We start from the raw sequence: 16,938 nt of genomic DNA, 5'->3' as shown, positions 1-16,938 counted from the left end.
CGGGCTGCTTGTCCCGCGCGCCGCCTGCTACGTCTTACGCCGGTAACACCATGACCCAGAACCCCCTGCTCGCTCCCGTCTCCGACCTGGTCGACTATGCGGCCGTCAAGCCCGGGCACATTGTGCCCGCCGTCGAGGAACTGCTGGGCATCGCCCGCAAGGCCGTCGACCACGCCGCCGATGCTGCGCTGGCGCCCACCTGGGAAGCGGTCGTGGAACCGCTGGATACCGCTTCCGAGCGCCTGTGGCGCGCATGGTCGGTGGCCGGCCACCTGAATGCCGTGGTCAACACGCCGGAACTGCGCGAGGCCTATAACGCCGCGCTGCCGCTGATCACCGAATTTTCCACCTGGGTCGGCCTGCACGAAGGGCTGTACAAGCAGTACCAGCGGCTGGCTGCCGCCCCCGATTTCGCCACCTGGTCGCCCGTGCGCCGCCGCATCGTGGAAATGGCGCTGCGCGATTTCCGCTTGAGCGGCGTTGAGCTGCAAGGCGCCGACCGCGAACGCTACGCCGCCATCTCCGACCGCGAAGCCCAGGCCTCGCAAAAGTTCTCGGAAAACGTGCTGGACGCCATCGACGCCTGGTCGCTGCTGGTCGAAGACGACGCCCGTCTGGCCGGCATTCCGGCTGATGTGCTGTCCGCCGCCCGCGCCGCCGCCGAAGAAGACGGCAAGCCCGGCTGGAAGCTGACGCTGAAAATGCCTTGCTACCTGCCCGTCATGCAATACGCGCAAGACCGGTCGCTGCGCGAAGCGCTGTACCGCGGCTACGGCACGGTGGCATCCGAACAAGGCGACGCCAAGTTCGACAATTCCCCCCTTATCGAAGAACTGCTGTCGCTGCGCGCCGAAGAATCCGGCCTGCTGGGCCTGGGCACCTACGCCTCGCTGCGCCTGCAAACCCGCATGGCCCGCGACGCCAGCGAAGTCACCGTCTTCCTGCGTGATCTGGCTGCCCGCGCCAAGCCTTACGCCCAGCGCGACTTGGCGGAACTGAAAGCCTACGCCACCGGCGAGCTCGGCCTGGACGAGCTTCAGCCGTGGGATGTGGCCTTTGCCTCGGAACGCCTGCGCGAATCGCGCTACGCCTATTCCGAAGACGAAGTGAAGCAGTACTTCACCGAGCCGCGCGTGCTGGCGGGCCTGTTCGAAGTCATTGAAAAGCTGTTCGACGTCCGCTTGACGGAAACGCCCGTCTCCACCTGGCACAGCGACGCGCGCGGTGTGCGCGTGGAGCGCGCCGATGGCGGCCTGATCGGCTATCTGTACCTGGACTTGTACGCCCGCTCCGGCAAGCAAAGCGGCGCGTGGGTGGATAGCGAACGCGCCCGCCGCGTCATCGCCGGCCAGGTGCAGACGCCCGTTGTTTACCTGACCTGCAATTTCTCGCGCCCCAACGGCGACCGCGCCGCCGTGCTCACGCATGACGACGTCATCACGCTGTTCCACGAAACCGGCCACGCGCTGCACGCCCTGCTGTCGGAAGTCGACGAGCCCGGCGCCGCCGCGTTCGCCAGCGTGGAATGGGACGCCATTGAACTGCCCTCGCAATTCATGGAGAACTTCTGCTGGGAATGGGCGGTGGTGCAAAAGCTGTCGGCCCATGTCGACACCGGCGAACCGCTGCCGCGTGCGCTCTACGACCGCCTGGTCGCCGCGCGCAACTACCAAAGCGGCATGCAGGCCGTGCGCCAGATCGAATTCGCCTTGTTCGACATGCTGATGCATGACCGCGCCAAGGGCGCCACCATTACCGAAGTGCTGGCCCTGCTGCAAGAAGTGCGCCAGGAAGTGGCCGTGCTGTTCCCGCCCGCCTGGCATCGCCTGCCGCACGCGTTTTCGCATCTGTTCGCAGGCGGCTACGGCGCGGGCTACTACAGCTACAAGTGGGCCGAAGTGCTGTCCGCTGACGCGTACGAAGCCTTCGAGGAAGCCGCCGCCAAGCAGCCCGGCAACCCCTTGGGCACGCTTGATCCGGAAACCGGCGCGCGCTTTCGCCGCGAAGTGCTGGCGGTGGGCGGCTCGCGCCCGGCGGCAGAATCGTTTGCCGCCTTCCGTGGCCGCGCCCCGCGCATCGACGCGCTGCTGCGCCACAGCGGCATGAGCGGCAACTGATCACGCCGGCTCTTCACGCAAGGCCCACAGCAGTTTGCTGTGGGCCTTTTTTACGCCTGCGCTGAAGCCGGTTCGTCCGGCCGGCGCGCCGACACAACCAGCCAGCGGCCATGCACCGACTGGTCCGACCCGGCCTGCTTCCAGAAATGGCGCACGTCGTCGTTCTCGGCGCGCTTGACCCGGCGCCGGTTGTACAGGCGCGAAGGCACGGCCAAAAAACGTTCGATCATCCGCTTGGGCTTGGGCTCATCGACCTCGTGCAGGGTAATGTCCGTGAAGCCGTAGTGCGATAGCAGCAGGTGCAGTTGCGGAAAGCTGAAGGGGAAATAGGTGATGTAGTCTTCGCCGCGCTGCCGGCCGATCATGGGGCGAAAGCCGGAATGAAACCCCCGCATCATGAACTGCCACCGAGACCGCAAATACCACGTATTGGGCGTGGTGATGATCAAGGTGCCGCCCGGCCGCAACGCGTGGTACAGGCTTTGCACCAGCACGCCCGGGTTCGTCATCAGGTGGATGGCCTCGCAACACACGGCCGCATCATAGGCCGTGCTGACGGCCAACGGGGTGTCCAGATCGTGTTCAGTCACCGACTGATAGCCGGCCGAAGCGGGCGGAAATTCCCACAGGCCCACGCCATCTACGGCGGTTTTGCGCGTGCCGGTAACCGACAACATGTCGCCCAGCCAACCGGTGCCGCAGGGCGCGTCCAACACCCGATCGGCGTTGCGGCTGCGCAGAACATCGACGACTACCGGGTAATACGGGAACAACGGATAACGAATTGCCGTGCTGGATGCCATATCCACGTTCAAGACCTTCCTATCGCTGCGTTACTGACAAGTCTCTGAATATAGACTGCACACCCCCCTGATGACATGACTTTGCAGGCTTCTCTAACACTATCTGCACAAAGCTTCACAAATGCGACCGCCTGCCGCTGCCGCCCCGTCGAACCTTCGCGCTGCCGCGGCGAATGTTTGCGCCAGGACAAGAACCCGGCTCGCGCCACGCCCCCAGGCCCTTGGACGACGCCAGCCGTGGGAGCCCATGCAGGTAGAATCAACGGGTTTGACCGGGCTTGTTCCTGGGCGTATCGCTCCTACCACTCTTTCGGCCTCTCCTGGACTCATGCGACACCTTCTTACCGGCCGCGCCTGGCGCGGCCTGCTGTTGGCCTTGTGCGTGCTGCTTGCGGCTTGCGGCGATCGAAACGTCGACTGGACGCTTTACAACGTCAAGGGCCACCTGCCCGACCTGAAATTCTCGCTGCCCGGCGCAGGCGGCAAGACGGTCAGCAGTGACGACTTGAAGGGCAAGACGGTGCTGCTGTTCTTCGGCTACGCCAGTTGCCCGGACATCTGCCCGACCACCATGGCGCAGTTGACGGCCGTGCTGCAAAACCTGGGCGACAAGGCCAAGAACGTGCGCATCCTGTTCGTCAGCGTGGACCCGCACCGCGACACGCCCGACATCCTGCAAGCCTACGTCAATGCGTTCAACAACAACGCCATCGGGGTCACGGGCGACGAAAAACAGATCGCTGACCTGGCGCGCCGCTACCGCGTGGCCTATCAAATTGAAAAACCCCGTCCCGGGGATGACGCCGACATGTACGAAGTGACGCACAGCCGCGGTGTGTATATTTTCGACAAGGACGGCCGCGCACGCCTCTTGGCGTCCGACACCGACAGCATCGAAGCGCTGACCAAAGACGTACGTCAATTGATCGATATCACCTCCTGACCCGGGCCGTTCAGAACGCCCCCCGCACACCAGTTGTTACAGCCGAACGATTCCGAGCATGAGTATCATCACTGCACATCGTCCCTTTTTCCCTGGTAAGGAGTAAGCGCATGAGCATTGTCATCATGATCATCGTCGGATTCATCGTGGGCCTGATCGCCCGCGCCATCATGCCCGGAGACCAGAACATGGGGATCATCATGACCACCATTCTGGGTATCGTCGGCGCGGTGGTCGCTGGCTTCCTGGGGCAGTCGCTGGGCTGGTATGCCCAGGGCGAACCGGCCGGCTGGATCGCGTCGGTGGTGGGCGCCATCATCGTCCTGTTCGTGGTGGGCCTGATCGCCAAGAAACGCACCTGACGATTCCTGCCGGGTAAGCAATAAAAAAAACGGGCCGATCGAAAGATCGGCCCGTTTTGCATGCCGGCGCATCAGCGCCGGGCTTAGGCGGCCTATGCCTTAGGTGCCAGAACCCGTTGCCGCCGCCGGCGCAGTCTGCATTGCAGGTTGCGCTGCGGCAGGCTGACTGGCCGCCGGTTGCGCTGCGGCCGGTTGCGCTGCGGCCGGTTGCGCGGCGGGCTGCGCCGCTGACTGCTGCGCCATCACCGTGCGCTCGGTCCAGCCGCCGCCCAGCACCTTGTACAAGGTCACCAGATTCGACAGGCGGGCCAGGCGCGTATCCACCAGCGCCTGCTGCGCGCTGTACAGCGAACGCTGGGAATCCAGCACGCTCAGGTAGTCATCGATACCCTGACGGAAGCGCTGGTCCGACACGTCATAGGCGCGCTGGTTGGCGTTGACCAGCAGGCGCTGCGCCTGAATCTGATCGTCCAGCGTGCCGCGTCCGGCCAGCGCGTCCGCCACTTCGCGGAACCCCGTCTGGATGGACTTCTCGTACTGCGCGACCTGGATGTTCTTCTGCACCTTGGCCAAGTCCAGACCGGCCAGCAGCGAACCGCCGGCGAAGATCGGCACGGTGATCTGAGGCACGAAGCTCCAGGCGCCGGAGCCGCCTTCGAACAGGCCGCCCAGACTGGCGCTGGCGGTGCCCGCCTGGCCGGTCAGGCTGATGGTCGGGAAGAACGCCGCGCGCGCCGCGCCAATGTTGGCGTTAGCGCCCTTCAACTGATGCTCGGCCGCACGGATATCCGGACGGCGCGCCAGCAGGTCAGACGGCAGGCCGGCGGGCAAGGTCGTCGGCAGCATGCCGTCGTCCAGCTTCACGGCCTGATCCAGCGCGGCGCTGATTTCGGGCGACATGGGCTGGCCCACCAGCAGCGTCAACGCATTGCGGTCTTGCGCAGCCTGGCGCGTGTATTGCGACAGGTTGCGCTGCGCCGTGCGCAGCGACACTTCCGCCTGGCTCAAGTCCAGCGCGGTGGCCAGGCCCTGGTCGTAGCTTTGCTTGGTCAGCTGGAAAGAATCTTCCTGGCTTTTCAAGGTGTCGCGCGTCAGGCTCAGCAACTCCTGGTCGGCGCGCAACGTCAGATAAGCGTTGGCCACCTCGGCAATCAGCGTCAGCTGCGTGGCCGTGCGGGTTTCGTCCAGCGCCAGATAGGATTCCAGCGCCTTGTCGCTCAGGCTGCGGATACGGCCGAACAGGTCCAATTCCCAGGCGGACATGGCGGCGCCCACCTGGTAGCTGTGGCTGGTCGTGGCGCGGCCGCTGGGGGACAAATCCGCCGGCGTGCGCTGGGCCGATTCCTGGCCGGCGACGCCCACGCTGGGCATCAGGTCGGCGCGCTGAATGCGGTACTGCGCACGCGCCGCTTCCACGTTCAGGGCCGCCACGCGCAGGTCGCGGTTGTTCGCCAGCGACAGTTCAATCAGCTGCTGCAAGAGCGGGTCGCTGAAGAAGTCGCGCCAGCCGATATCGGCGGTGGACATCCCCAACGCGGCCTGCGAGCCGTCCGCCTTGTAGGCCGGGCCGGTGGGATACGCGGCGTCGACCGGCGCGTCGGGCCGTTCGTAGGTCGGGGCCAGCGAGCAGCCCGCCAGGGCCGCCGCCAGAGAAACAGACAACAAGGTTCTCATCGGAAATTTCATTACGGTCGTCCTTCCGCGGACACGTCCTGCGAGCCATTGGCGCTGGTGTCGTGCTTGTCGAGGTTCTCGCTCATGCGCTTGACCTTGAACATGCGCAGCATGATCACAAAGAACGCGGGGACAAAGAAAATAGCCAGGAAGGTGCCGGTCAACATACCGCCGATCACGCCGGTGCCGATGGCGTTCTGGCTGCCCGACCCCGCACCCGACGAGATCGCCAGCGGCGTCACGCCCAGGATGAACGCCAGCGACGTCATCAGAATCGGACGCAGGCGCTGGCGGGCGGCGTGAATGGCCGACTCCGTCAGGCTCGCGCCGGACTCAAAGTGCTCTTTGGCGAACTCCACAATCAGGATGGCGTTTTTGGCCGCCAGCCCCACTGTCGTCAGCAAGCCCACCTGGAAGTACACGTCGTTGGACAAGCCGCGCGCCAAGGTCGCCAGCAGCACGCCGATAATGCCCAACGGCACCACCAGCATCACCGCCGTCGGAATCGACCAGCTTTCATACAAGGCGGCCAGGCACAGGAACACCACGATCAGCGAAATGGCGTAGAGCGCGGGCGCTTGCGAACCCGAGAGGCGTTCTTCGAACGACAAGCCCGTCCATTCAAAGCCCACGCCCACCGGCAGCTTGGCCGCCAGCTTTTCCATTTCTTCCATCGCCGCGCCCGAGCTATAGCCCGGGGCCGCCTGGCCCTGGATGTTGTAGGACGGCACGCCGTTATAGCGGTTCAGCTTCTGCGGGCCGAAGCTCCACGTGGCTTTCGAGAACGCCGAGAACGGCACCATGTCGCCCGCGCTGTTGCGCACATACCATTTGTTCAGGTCTTCCGGCAGCATGCGCGACGAGGCTTCGCCCTGCGCAAACACCTTCTTCACACGGCCACGGTCGATGAAGTCGTTGACGTACGACGAGCCCCACGCGGTGGCCAGCGTGCTGTTGATGTCCGACACGGCTACGCCAAGCGCACGCGCTTTTTCGCGGTCGATATCCAGCTGGTACTGGGGCGCATCTTCAATGCCGTTGGGGCGCACGCCCACCAGCACCGGGCTCTTCGCCGCTTCACCAAGCAGCTGATTGCGCGCGGCAAGCAGCTTTTCATGGCCCACGCCTGCGCGGTCCATCAGCTGGAAGTCAAAGCCGGTGACGTTGCCCAGTTCCATCACGGAGGGCGGCGGCACCACGAACATCTGCGCGCGGCGTTCGGTCTTGGCGAAGTGCGCGTTGGCGCGCGCCGCCACGGCGCCGGCCTTCAGCTTGGCGTCGCCGCGTTCTTCCCAGTCGCGCAGCTTGATGAACAGGATGGACGCGTTCTGGCCGCGGCCGCCGAAGTTGAAACCGTTCACGGCGAACACCGAGGTCACGGCGTCCTTCTCTTCGGTCAGCAGGTACTGGGTGGCGTCATCGATAACGGCCTTGGTCGCTTCGGCCGTCGCGCCCGCAGGCGTCTGGATCTGGGCGAACAAAATGCCCTGGTCTTCCGCCGGCAGGAACGCCGTGGGAATGCGCGTGAAGAGCCAGCCCATGGCAATGACCAGCGCCAAGTACACCACCATCAAACGCTTGGTGCGGTTCAGCCCGCGCGCCACGCTGTTGGCGTAGCCGTTGCTGCTGCGTTCGAACGTGCGGTTGAACCAGCCGAAGAAACCCTTCTTCGTGCCGTGATGGCCCTTCGGAATGGGTTTGAGCAAGGTCGCGCACAAGGCCGGCGTGAAGACGATGGCCACCAGCACCGACAGCACCATCGACGACACGATCGTGATCGAGAACTGGCGATAGATCACGCCCGTGGAGCCGCCAAAGAACGCCATCGGGATGAACACGGCGGCCAGCACCATGGCGATACCGATCAGCGCGCCGGTGATCTGGCTCATGGACTTTCGGGTCGCCTGCTTGGGGGTCAGCCCTTCTTCGGCCATCACCCGCTCAACGTTTTCCACCACCACGATGGCGTCGTCCACCAACAGGCCAATGGCCAGCACCATACCGAACATGGTCAAGGTGTTGATGGAATAACCAAAGGCGGCCAGCACGCCGAACGTGCCCAGCAGCACCACCGGCACGGCCAGCGTGGGGATGATGGTGGCGCGGAAGTTCTGCAGGAACAGGTACATCACCAGGAACACCAGGATGATGGCCTCGACCAGCGTCTTGAACACTTCGTGAATCGACAGGCTGACAAACGGCGTCGTGTCATACGGATACACGACGTCCATGCCCGGCGGGAAGTACGGCTTCAAGTTGTTGATGGTGTCGCGCACGGCCTGCGCCGTGTCCAGCGCGTTGGCGCCCGGCGCCAGCTTGATGGCCAGGCCCGAGGCGGGCTTGCCGTTGTAGAAGCTGTCGATGGCGTAGGTCTGGCCGCCAAGTTCAATGCGCGAGACATCGCCCAGGCGCACTTGCGAACCGTCGGTGTTGACCTTGAGCAGGATGCGGCCGAAGTCTTCCGGCTTCTCCAGGCGCGACGGCCCGATGATGGTGGCGTTCAGCTGCTGCCCGCGCACGGACGGCAGGCCGCCCAGCTGGCCGGACGACACCTGCACGTTCTGTTCCTTGATGGCCGCCACCACGTCTACCGTGGTCAGCCCGTAGTTCACGAGCTTGGCGGGGTCCAGCCAGATGCGCATTGCATACTGCGAGCCGAACAGCTGGAAGTCGCCCACGCCCTGCGTGCGGCTGATGGGGTCCTGGACGTACGAGGCGACGTAGTCGGCCAAGTCGTCCTTCGTCATCGTGCCGTCGGTGGACACAAAGCCCGCCACGATCAGGAAGTTCTTCGTGGCCTTGGTGACGCGGATGCCCTGCTGCTGCACTTCCTGCGGCAAGAGCGGCTGCGCCAGCGCCAGCTTGTTCTGCACCTGCACCTGCGCCGTGTCCGGGTTGGTGCCTTGCTTGAACGTCAGCGTGATGGACATGCTGCCGTCGGAGTTGCTTTCCGACGAGATGTACTGCAAGCCGTCCAGCCCGTTCATCTGCTGCTCGATCACCTGCACCACGGTGTCCTGCACGGTCTGCGCGGACGCGCCCGGGTAGGTCACCGCGATGCCGATGGCCGGCGGCGCGATGTTGGGGTACTGGGAGACCGGCAATTGCAGGATGGACAGCGCGCCGGCCATCATCAGCACGATCGCGATCACCCAGGCGAAAACCGGCCTATCGATAAAAAACTTTGCCATGCATGGCTCCCTGATTACTGCTTGGCCGGCGCGGCATTCGCCGCGTTAGCCGCATTCGCCGTATTCACCGCTTGCGGCAGCTGCGCATTGGCGCTGGCTTCCGTCGCAACGACTTCCACGCCCGGACGCACCATTTGCAGACCTTCCACGATGACCTTGTCACCCGCGGCCAGGCCGTCGGTCACCAGCCACTTGTCGCCAATGGCGCGGTCGGTCTTCAATTCACGCAGTTCCACCTGGTTCTTGGCATTGACGACCAGCGCCGTCGGCAGGCCGCGCTGGTTGCGCGTCACGCCGCGTTGCGGCACCAGCAGGCCGTCGGCGGCCACGCCATCGGCCAGACGGGCGCGCACGAACATGCCGGGCAAGAGACGGCGATCCGGGTTGGGGAACACCGCGCGCAGCGTGATGGAGCCCGTGCCCTGGTCGACCGTGACTTCCGAGAACTGGAGCTTGCCGGTCTGCTTGTATTGCGAGCCGTCTTCCAAGGTCAGCGTGACCAGCGCGGCTTGCTCGCCGTCGGCCCGCTTCAACTGGCCGCTGGCCAAGGCGTCCTGCAAACGCAAGAGCTGCACGCTGGACTGGGTCACGTCAACGTAGATCGGGTCGATTTGCTGCACCGCAGCCAACGCGCCCGTCTGGTTGGCGGTAACCAGCGCGCCTTCGGTCACGGAAGACCGGCCGATGATGCCGTCAATCGGCGACAGCACCTTGGTGTAGACGAGGTTGATGCGCGCGGTGTCCAACGCGGCCTTGGCCGACAGCACGTCGGCGGCGGCCTGATCGCGCGAGGCCACGGCGTTGTCATAGGTCTGTTGGCTGACGGCGCGCGTGGCCACCAGCGGCTTGTAGCGTTCGGCCAGCAAGGCGGCCGTCTTCTGCTGCGCCTGCGCGCGGGCCAATGCGGCCTTCTGGCTATCGACGCTGGCTTGGTACAACGCGGGATCGATCTGATAGAGCTGTTCGCCGGCCTTGACCTCACCGCCTTCGGTGAACAGGCGCTTCTGGACGATGCCGTTCACTTGGGGCCGGACTTCAGCCACGCGGAATGCGGACGTGCGGCCCGGCAATTCAGTGGTGAGCGAAACGGGTTGCGTCGTCAGCGTCACCACCGTGACTTGCGGCTTGCCCGCCTGCGGCGCGTCCTGCTTCTTGCCGCAAGCGGCCAGCGTGAGAGCCGATGCCGTCAGCGTGACAACTGCCGCGCTGCGCCACATAGCGCTTTTCTTATTCATAGATTGCATTCCCGAAAAAAATAAACGGCCCCCACGCAGCGTCCGCTCTCGCGGATGTGCGGGACCATGTGCATCAACTGGGTGGATTCGCGTTGAACACGCAGGCTGGGCTTTATCGCATTGCTGCATTGCGGAACCCGCATTTTGAGTTATCCCGCCCAAGAAACAAAGGGGCATGATAAGAAAACATCATTCCATTTATGGGACAATTCTGCGCACCCGGTCTATGACAGAATCTCGCCATGAAACGATTACAAGGCATGGAACTCTTCGTCGAAGTCGCCAAAACGCATAGTTTTAGCCGTGCGGCGGCGACATTGGGCGTCCCGAAATCCACCTTGTCTCGCCAGGTGGCCGAATTGGAACGCTCGGTGGGCTTGCGCTTGCTTAGCCGCACCACCCGCAAGGTGGAACTGACCGACGCCGGGCGCTTGTATTTCGAACGCTGCCAGCGCATCGTCGCCGAAGCGCAGATCGCCCATGAAGAATTGCAGAAGCTGGTCGATACGCCAGCCGGGCCGCTGCGGGTGAACATGCCCGCGGATTTCGGCACGGACTTCCTGGCTGAATCGTTCATGGAGTTCTCCCGCCGCTATCCCGACGTCACGTTTTTCCTAGATCTGGCCAATCCGGACCACGCCTCGCGCGTGTTCCAGACTTGCGATATCTCGATCGAAATCGGCGACCTGCCCGACTCAACGCAGATTGCAAGGCTGCTGGGCATGCTGCCCGCCCATCTGTATGCCTCGCACGAATACCTGGAGAAGCACGGGGAACCCAAACATCCCAGTGACTTGACCCGCCATGAGTGCATCGAGTTCCGCGCAGAAGGCGCCGGCCGCGTCACGCGCTGGCCGCTGAACTGCGGTGACCAGCACATCGAGTTCACGCCGGGCAACCGGTTTTCCGTCAATGGCGTGGCCATGGCGCGGCGCCTGGCCATGCTGGGCGCGGGCATCGCGGTGCTGGTGGGCGGCCAGACGGCCGAACAGCAGTCCGGGCAGTTGCGGCGCGTGCTGCCAGATTGGCAGCTGGGGCCGTTTCCCGTTTACGCGGTTACCGAAACCCGGCTTCTACCCGCCAAGACCCGGATCTTCATCGAATTCCTGATGGAGCGCCTGGGCAGCGACGGGCAGACGAAGGATACCCCCGCTTTCATGAAATAGCGGGGTCACGGAAACACACTGAAAAATTTGCTGACCGCCGACATCACTTGTCGGCGGAGCCGATCAATTCAAAATCCCTCGTCGTCGCGCAGATAGCGCCACTGCCCCAGGGGAAGATCGCCCAGCGACACGCGGCCGATGCGCACGCGTTTCAAGCCTATTACCTTCAGGCCAACCAGTTCGCACATGCGGCGGATCTGGCGCTTTTTTCCTTCGCGCAGCACAAAGCGCAGCTGGTCGTGGTTCTGCCAACGCACTTGGGCGGGTTTCAGCGCCTTGCCGTCCAGCGACAGGCCGTGGTTCAGCAGCGCAAGCCCGCGGTCAGACAGTTCGCCCTGCACGCGCACCAGGTATTCCTTGTCGACGCTGGAGTCTTCACCGATCAGATGCTTGGCGATGCGGCCGTCTTGCGTCAGCACCAGCAGGCCCTGGGAATCAATGTCCAGCCGGCCGGCTACGGCCAGCCCTTCCAGATGCGCGCGTTCGAAGCGTTGCGGATGCCGGCATCCGGCAAAGCGCGAGCGCGAATCGATAAGCGCCACCGCGGGCGTATAGCCTTTTTCCGCCTGGCCCGACACATAGCCCACCGGCTTGTTGATCAGGATGGTGACGCGCGAGGTCTGGCGCGCCTGCGCGGCGCGTTCCAGCGTGATGACCTGATCGGGATACGCCTTGGCGCCCAATTCAGACACCACCACGCCGTCCACGCGGACCCAGCCGCGTTCGATATAGCTGTCGGCCTCGCGGCGCGAGCAGAGTCCGCGCTCGGACATGAGCTTGGAGATTCGTACTTTTTCCATGGGCGGTATTGTATGCGGACGCGGGTGGCCCGCTGGGCTTGGCATAATACGCAGCCATGATGAAACCCGCAGCCCATCACCCCCCTCTTGCCGCAGGCTGGCTGGCCGCCGCGCCGCCCGTCCTGCCCCCTGCCCTGCGCCACTGGCTGTTCCGCCCCGGCGCGCTCACCGCTGGCCTGCGCCAGGTTGGCCAGGTCCGCCTGCGCGTGTTGGCCGAGTACGCCGACGGCGCGCCCCGCGATGAAGCGCTGGCCATGGGCATCGCCCCCGGCTCGCCGGTGTGGATACGCGAAGTGCTGATGTCAGTGAACGGCGTGGACAGCGTGCCTGCCCGCAGCCTGACGCCGCTGCGCGCCTCCCACGGCGCCTGGCAAGGCATGCGCCGCCTGCTGACCCGTCCGCTGGCCGACATGCTGTATCACGACAGCACCGTCATCCGCTCACCGTTCGCGTGCCGCCGGCTGGCCTCCCCCGTGCCGTTTTACGCCACGGCGCGCGACGTGCTGCCGGCAGAGCGCCGGGAACAAGACGCGGCCCGCATCTGGGCGCGGCGGTCGGTCTTCTGGCGCCAGGGCCAGCCGTTGCTGGTGGCGGAGTGCTTCCTGCCCGGCTTCTGGAACGTGGTCGCCGATCAGCCCGCGCCGCCGCTCGTGCCGCATCAGCGTACGGCGCGTTAAGGGTCTAAGTCTGAAGGGCTCAGCTGAGCGGCTCACGCTGAGAGTCTCAGTCTGAGGCCCTCAGACTATGGTCATAGACCCAGATAATTTTCCACGGCGCTTTCCACCGTGGGATGAAAGTGGTCGTCGCCCAGAATCTCCGTCAGCTCGAAACGCTTGAGCTTGTCGCGGACCGGGTCTTTCATCTCGGCAAAATGCAGGGCGGCGCCTTCCTTTGCCAGATGTAGGCTCAACTCGCGCAACATGTCCGCCGACGTGACGTCGACGCTGGTGACGGGCTCGGCCGCGACCACGACGCGCCGGACTGGCGTGGGTGACGCCTGCACGGCTTCCAGCAGCCGTTGCTGAAACAGCTCGGCATTGGCAAAGAACAGCGGCGCGTCCCAGCGGAACAGCACCAGTCCATCGATCAGGGCGGCCTGGGGATACCGCTTCAAGTCGTGGTAGCCGCGCAAGTTCGGCACACGCCCAAGCACCGCAAAATGCGGCCGCCAACCGTCCCACAGGAACTCGATGACGGCGATGACCACCGCCAAGCCTATGCCGGGTATGGCGCCGAACACCGCCACCGCGGCAAAACACAACATCGACAGCCAGAACTCCCATTGCTGGATGCGGTAGATGCGCCGCAAGTCCTTGAACTCGAACAGGCCGAGGGCGGCGGCGATCACCACGGCGGCCAGCGCGCTGCTGGGCAAATAGCGCAGCAGATTAGGGGCAAACACCAGCAAGAGCGCCACGGCCGCCGCGCCGATAACGCCCGTCAGCTGGGTCCGCGCGCCCGCTGCCTCGGCCACGGGCGTGCGCGATGCGCTGCTGCTGATGGGGAAACCCTGGAAGAAACCCGCCGCAAGGTTGGCCATGCCCAGCCCCACCATTTCCTGGTTCGGGTCGACGCGCGTGTGCGTGCGCGCGGCGTACGTGCGCGACAACACGCTGGTATCCGCAAACGAAATCATCGCCACAGCGCCGCCGCCCAGCACAATCGTGGCCCAGTCCGCATTGCTAAGCCATGGCCACGTGAACGACGGCAGCCCCTGCGGAATCTCGCCCAACACCTTTACCCCCTGGACGTCCAGCCGCAGCAGGCTCACGGCCACTGTCGCCAGGATCACGGCAATCAGGATGCCTGGCACGCGGTCAAAGCGCTTGAGCAGCAAGATCACGGCCAAGCTGGCCGCACCCACCGCAAAGGCATACCCGTTGGCCTGCCCATCGGCCACCGCCCGCGCCAGCCGCCACAGTTCTTGCAAGGGGCCGGCATCCTCAATCGGAATCGCGAACAACTTCGGCAACTGGCTGACCAGCACCGTCAGCGCAATGCCATTCATATAGCCATAGCGAATGGGCTTGGACAGCAGCTCGGTGATGAACCCAAGCCGCAGCAGACCCAACACGATGCAGAACAGCCCGGCGATGATCGCCATCAGGCTGGCCGCCGCCACCGCGCGCATGGGGTCGCCGCCCGACACGCTCAGCACCACCGCCAGAATCGGCGCCGCGAGCGCGGAGTCCGGCCCCAGCACCAGAATGCGGCTCGGACCAAAAATCGCATAAGCCACCAGCGGCACGATCGTGGCGTACAACCCATAGACCCCCGGCACGCCCGACGCCTCGGCATAGGCAATGCCGACGGGAACCAGCATCGCCGTCAACGCCAGACCGGCGGCCAGGTCCCGCGGCAGCCAAGCCGCTTCATAGGACCGCAAGACGGCAAGTCCAGGCAGCCAGCGCAGCCATCCGCGGGCCGGCACATTGTCAGAGGTGGGTGTGGGAATGATGGAAGGCATGAAGGCGCAAGCCGATGAGCACGATCACCCGTACAGCAACCAAACGATCACCGCTCCCCAGGTGGTCAACCTTGCGCCACGCGAAAGACACGCTGGCTTTTTGCCGTTGTACTGCGCAGGCCAACTCAAGCTTGGCGTCCTCCGGCTGCGCGCGCGGATATTCGGTGCATTGTTGCTGCCGATCGATCGCAAAGTCCATGCTAATTTCGGCAAAAACCCGTCAGACCCCGCAAACGGAGAACGGAGAACGCAGAACGCAGGACGCGATGAATCGTCATCACGCCGAAGCGCAGGCGGCCGCAATCTTGAAGGCGCCCGTTCGATTCTTACGGCTTTTCGCCTGGATCATCATGGACGCCACGCGTTGCCCGGGATCACAATCAAACTTGGCTGCCAGCCTCGGCAGCATCAGGTGGTGGCTCCCGGAGGCCCGCCATGAAAATCGAAACGCCGGGAAAATCTGGACGCCGGCCTCACCTTGCCCTGCCTGAATGGCTACGCCATTACGACAAGCCGTGGATGGTGAAGGATGTCACCGCCGGGCTGACGGCGGCTGCCGTGGTCATTCCCAAGTCCCTTGCCTATGCCACCGTGGCGGGTTTACCGGTGCAAGTGGGGCTATATACCGCGTTCGTGCCCATGATCGTGTATGCGTTCCTGGGCACCTCCCGGCCGCTTAGCGTCAGCACCACCACCACGCTGGCCATTCTGACCGCAACCGCGCTGGATCGCGCCGTGCCTGGCGGTGAGCCCGCTCAACTCCTGATTGCGACCGCAACGCTGGCGCTGCTGGTGGGCATCGTGCTGATCGCAGCATCCCTGTTTCGGCTGGGATATCTGGCCAACTTTATTTCCGATCCCGTACTGACCGGATTCAAGGCGGGCATTGCGATTGTGATTGTGGTCGATCAAATCCCCAAGCTGCTTGGCATCCACTTCCCGAAGGGTTCGTTTCTGCCCAACGTTCTGTCCATTCTGCAAGGGCTTCCCCACCTGTCAATCGCCACGGCTGCCGTCGGCGGCATCACCTTGTGCCTGCTCCTCGTGCTTGAACGCGGCATGCCGCGCGCGCCTGCGCCGCTGGTCACGGTCGCGGTCGCCATCGCGGCAACCAGCATGTTCGGCCTGGGCAATCTTGGCGTGCAGACGGTGGGTGCTGTGCCCACGGGCTTACCGTCGTTGACCCTGCCGGACGCTGCGTTGATCGGTCAACTCTGGCCCATGGCGCTTGGCATTGCGTTGATGAGTTTCACCGAGACGATCGCCGCCGGACGCGCCTTTGCGACAGTGGGCGAGGCCTTGCCCAATGCCAATCAGGAGTTGTTCGCCACCGGGTTTTCGAACGTGGGCGGCGCATTCTTCGGCGCCATGCCCGCAGGCGGCGGCACCAGCCAAACCGCGGTGAACCGGCGCGCTGGCGCGTGCACGCAGGCCGCCGGTTGCGTCACGGCGGCCGTTACGCTCGGCGTCATGCTGCTGTTGGCGCCTTTGATTGGCATGATGCCGCACACCAGCTTGGCGGCAGTCGTCATCATGTATTCGGTTGGCCTGTTCAGTCCGGCCGAGTTCAGAGCGATTGCCAGAGTGCGGCGCACCGAGCTCGTCTGGGCGCTGGTTGCACTTGCCGGTGTTGTGCTGCTTGGCACGCTGCAAGGAATTCTTGTGGCCATCATCGTTTCACTTGCCGCCCTGGCCCATCAGGTTTCCAACCCGCCCCTGCATAGGCTGCTGCGCAAGCCGCATACCAACCTGTTCCGTCCGGCGTCGCCGGATCACCCCGACGATGAGGCGCTGGCAGGCATCCTGCTGCTTCGGCCCGAGGGACGCATATTCTTTGCAAATGCGGACAACATCGGCCAGAAGATCACGCAGTTCATCGTCGCGACACGGCCAGACGTGGTCGTTCTGGATATGGGCAGTGTGTTCGACATCGAATACACCGCGCTCAAGAGGATGAGCGAGGCGGAGAGCCGGCTGAGACAGGACGGCGTCTCGCTGTGGCTGGCCAATCTGACCCCCGGCGTGCTTGCGACGGTAAGGCGGTCGCCTCTGGGCGAAACCTTAGGCGCGGACCGGCTGTTCCAGACGCTTGACGGGGCCGTTCACCGCTACCAGGACGCCCTGCTGCATGCCCCCTCGCCAACACGCGGCGGGACTAGCTGAGCTTTCGCAGTCGCGTG

13 protein-coding genes are annotated in these 16,938 nt (G+C 64.5%); 6 read left to right on the top strand and 7 right to left on the bottom strand.

From position 1 onward, the window contains the following. Positions 1 to 50: 50 nt before the first annotated feature. Positions 51 to 2,117 carry a M3 family metallopeptidase gene (locus tag ACFZAI_RS22565; RefSeq protein ID WP_391569000.1) on the top strand — a complete coding sequence of 689 codons (2,067 nt, stop codon included), beginning with the start codon at positions 51 to 53 and terminating at the stop codon, positions 2,115 to 2,117. Positions 2,118 to 2,167: 50 nt separating this feature from the next. Here the strand turns inward: ACFZAI_RS22565 and ACFZAI_RS22560 are convergent, their stop codons facing one another. Then, complete coding sequence (locus ACFZAI_RS22560; RefSeq protein WP_391568999.1) at positions 2,168 to 2,920, bottom strand: class I SAM-dependent methyltransferase; 753 nt, start codon at positions 2,918 to 2,920, stop codon at positions 2,168 to 2,170. A 328-nt stretch (positions 2,921 to 3,248) separates the two neighbouring features. On the opposite strand from ACFZAI_RS22560, the gene ACFZAI_RS22555 reads away from it, so the two are divergent. Both ACFZAI_RS22555 and ACFZAI_RS22550 read left to right on the top strand, forming a co-directional pair. Continuing rightward, positions 3,249 to 3,863 carry an SCO family protein gene (locus tag ACFZAI_RS22555; RefSeq protein WP_391568998.1) on the top strand — a complete coding sequence of 205 codons (615 nt, stop codon included), beginning with the start codon at positions 3,249 to 3,251 and terminating at the stop codon, positions 3,861 to 3,863. Positions 3,864 to 3,973: 110 nt separating this feature from the next. Further along, positions 3,974 to 4,225: a GlsB/YeaQ/YmgE family stress response membrane protein gene (locus ACFZAI_RS22550; RefSeq protein WP_391568997.1), complete on the top strand. Its 252-nt coding sequence runs from the start codon at positions 3,974 to 3,976 to the stop codon at positions 4,223 to 4,225. Positions 4,226 to 4,324: 99 nt separating this feature from the next. Here ACFZAI_RS22550 and adeC read toward each other — a convergent pair whose 3' ends face one another. From adeC to ACFZAI_RS22535, 3 genes are read right to left on the bottom strand one after another with little or no spacing between them, the layout of a single operon-like run. Beyond that, entirely contained in the window at positions 4,325 to 5,911 is a 1,587-nt protein-coding gene (gene adeC / locus ACFZAI_RS22545) for an AdeC/AdeK/OprM family multidrug efflux complex outer membrane factor (protein ID WP_391568996.1), read from the bottom strand. Further along, positions 5,911 to 9,090, bottom strand: a complete 3,180-nt coding sequence (locus ACFZAI_RS22540) for an efflux RND transporter permease subunit (RefSeq protein WP_391568995.1) — start codon at positions 9,088 to 9,090, stop codon at positions 5,911 to 5,913. The genes adeC and ACFZAI_RS22540 overlap by 1 nt, the downstream gene beginning before the upstream one ends. 14 nt (positions 9,091 to 9,104) lie before the next feature. Then, positions 9,105 to 10,325, bottom strand: a complete 1,221-nt coding sequence (locus tag ACFZAI_RS22535) for an efflux RND transporter periplasmic adaptor subunit (protein ID WP_391568994.1) — start codon at positions 10,323 to 10,325, stop codon at positions 9,105 to 9,107. 260 nt (positions 10,326 to 10,585) lie between these two features. Between ACFZAI_RS22535 and ACFZAI_RS22530 the strand changes: the two genes are divergently transcribed. After that, positions 10,586 to 11,491, top strand: coding sequence for a LysR family transcriptional regulator (locus tag ACFZAI_RS22530; RefSeq protein ID WP_391569195.1), 906 nt, complete (start codon positions 10,586 to 10,588; stop codon positions 11,489 to 11,491). 68 nt (positions 11,492 to 11,559) lie between these two features. Here the strand turns inward: ACFZAI_RS22530 and ACFZAI_RS22525 are convergent, their stop codons facing one another. Beyond that, complete coding sequence (locus ACFZAI_RS22525) at positions 11,560 to 12,291, bottom strand: pseudouridine synthase (RefSeq protein ID WP_391568993.1); 732 nt, start codon at positions 12,289 to 12,291, stop codon at positions 11,560 to 11,562. A 56-nt stretch (positions 12,292 to 12,347) separates the two neighbouring features. Between ACFZAI_RS22525 and ACFZAI_RS22520 the strand changes: the two genes are divergently transcribed. Beyond that, positions 12,348 to 12,968: a chorismate--pyruvate lyase family protein gene (locus tag ACFZAI_RS22520; protein ID WP_391568992.1), complete on the top strand. Its 621-nt coding sequence runs from the start codon at positions 12,348 to 12,350 to the stop codon at positions 12,966 to 12,968. A gap of 71 nt (positions 12,969 to 13,039) precedes the next feature. On the opposite strand, the gene ACFZAI_RS22515 is transcribed toward ACFZAI_RS22520, so the two are convergent. Beyond that, positions 13,040 to 14,758 (bottom strand): SulP family inorganic anion transporter, encoded by a 1,719-nt coding sequence (locus ACFZAI_RS22515; protein WP_391568991.1) that lies wholly within the window; start codon positions 14,756 to 14,758, stop codon positions 13,040 to 13,042. Next, the gene (locus tag ACFZAI_RS22510) at positions 14,727 to 14,957 is read right to left on the bottom strand and encodes a hypothetical protein (RefSeq protein WP_391568990.1); all 231 of its coding nucleotides are present in this window, start codon (positions 14,955 to 14,957) and stop codon (positions 14,727 to 14,729) included. The genes ACFZAI_RS22515 and ACFZAI_RS22510 overlap by 32 nt, the downstream gene beginning before the upstream one ends. A 236-nt stretch (positions 14,958 to 15,193) precedes the next feature. Between ACFZAI_RS22510 and ACFZAI_RS22505 the strand changes: the two genes are divergently transcribed. Next, positions 15,194 to 16,921 (top strand): SulP family inorganic anion transporter, encoded by a 1,728-nt coding sequence (locus tag ACFZAI_RS22505; protein WP_391568989.1) that lies wholly within the window; start codon positions 15,194 to 15,196, stop codon positions 16,919 to 16,921. The last annotated feature ends 17 nt before the right edge of the window (positions 16,922 to 16,938 follow it).

It is taken from the genome of Achromobacter sp. NPDC008082 (assembly GCF_042957345.1).
Classification (GTDB): Bacteria; Pseudomonadota; Gammaproteobacteria; order Burkholderiales; family Burkholderiaceae_B; genus Achromobacter; species Achromobacter kerstersii_A.
The sequence above is the reverse complement of the archived record's forward strand: the minus strand, read 5'-3'. Positions and strand labels throughout refer to the sequence as shown.

Excerpts from the sequence above, each read along its gene's own strand:
- ACFZAI_RS22525 (WP_391568993.1), bottom strand. The coding sequence starts at position 12,291 with ATGGAAAAAGTACGAATCTCCAAGCTCATGTCCGAGCGCGGACTCTGC.
- ACFZAI_RS22520 (WP_391568992.1), top strand. The coding sequence starts at position 12,348 with ATGATGAAACCCGCAGCCCATCACCCCCCTCTTGCCGCAGGCTGGCTG.
- ACFZAI_RS22540 (WP_391568995.1), bottom strand. The coding sequence starts at position 9,090 with ATGGCAAAGTTTTTTATCGATAGGCCGGTTTTCGCCTGGGTGATCGCG.
- ACFZAI_RS22565 (WP_391569000.1), top strand. The coding sequence starts at position 51 with ATGACCCAGAACCCCCTGCTCGCTCCCGTCTCCGACCTGGTCGACTAT.
- adeC (WP_391568996.1), bottom strand. The coding sequence starts at position 5,911 with ATGAAATTTCCGATGAGAACCTTGTTGTCTGTTTCTCTGGCGGCGGCC.
- ACFZAI_RS22535 (WP_391568994.1), bottom strand. The coding sequence starts at position 10,325 with ATGAATAAGAAAAGCGCTATGTGGCGCAGCGCGGCAGTTGTCACGCTG.
- ACFZAI_RS22510 (WP_391568990.1), bottom strand. The coding sequence starts at position 14,957 with ATGGACTTTGCGATCGATCGGCAGCAACAATGCACCGAATATCCGCGC.
- ACFZAI_RS22515 (WP_391568991.1), bottom strand. The coding sequence starts at position 14,758 with ATGCCTTCCATCATTCCCACACCCACCTCTGACAATGTGCCGGCCCGC.
- ACFZAI_RS22550 (WP_391568997.1), top strand. The coding sequence starts at position 3,974 with ATGAGCATTGTCATCATGATCATCGTCGGATTCATCGTGGGCCTGATC.
- ACFZAI_RS22530 (WP_391569195.1), top strand. The coding sequence starts at position 10,586 with ATGGAACTCTTCGTCGAAGTCGCCAAAACGCATAGTTTTAGCCGTGCG.
- ACFZAI_RS22560 (WP_391568999.1), bottom strand. The coding sequence starts at position 2,920 with ATGGCATCCAGCACGGCAATTCGTTATCCGTTGTTCCCGTATTACCCG.
- ACFZAI_RS22555 (WP_391568998.1), top strand. The coding sequence starts at position 3,249 with ATGCGACACCTTCTTACCGGCCGCGCCTGGCGCGGCCTGCTGTTGGCC.
- ACFZAI_RS22505 (WP_391568989.1), top strand. The coding sequence starts at position 15,194 with ATGAAAATCGAAACGCCGGGAAAATCTGGACGCCGGCCTCACCTTGCC.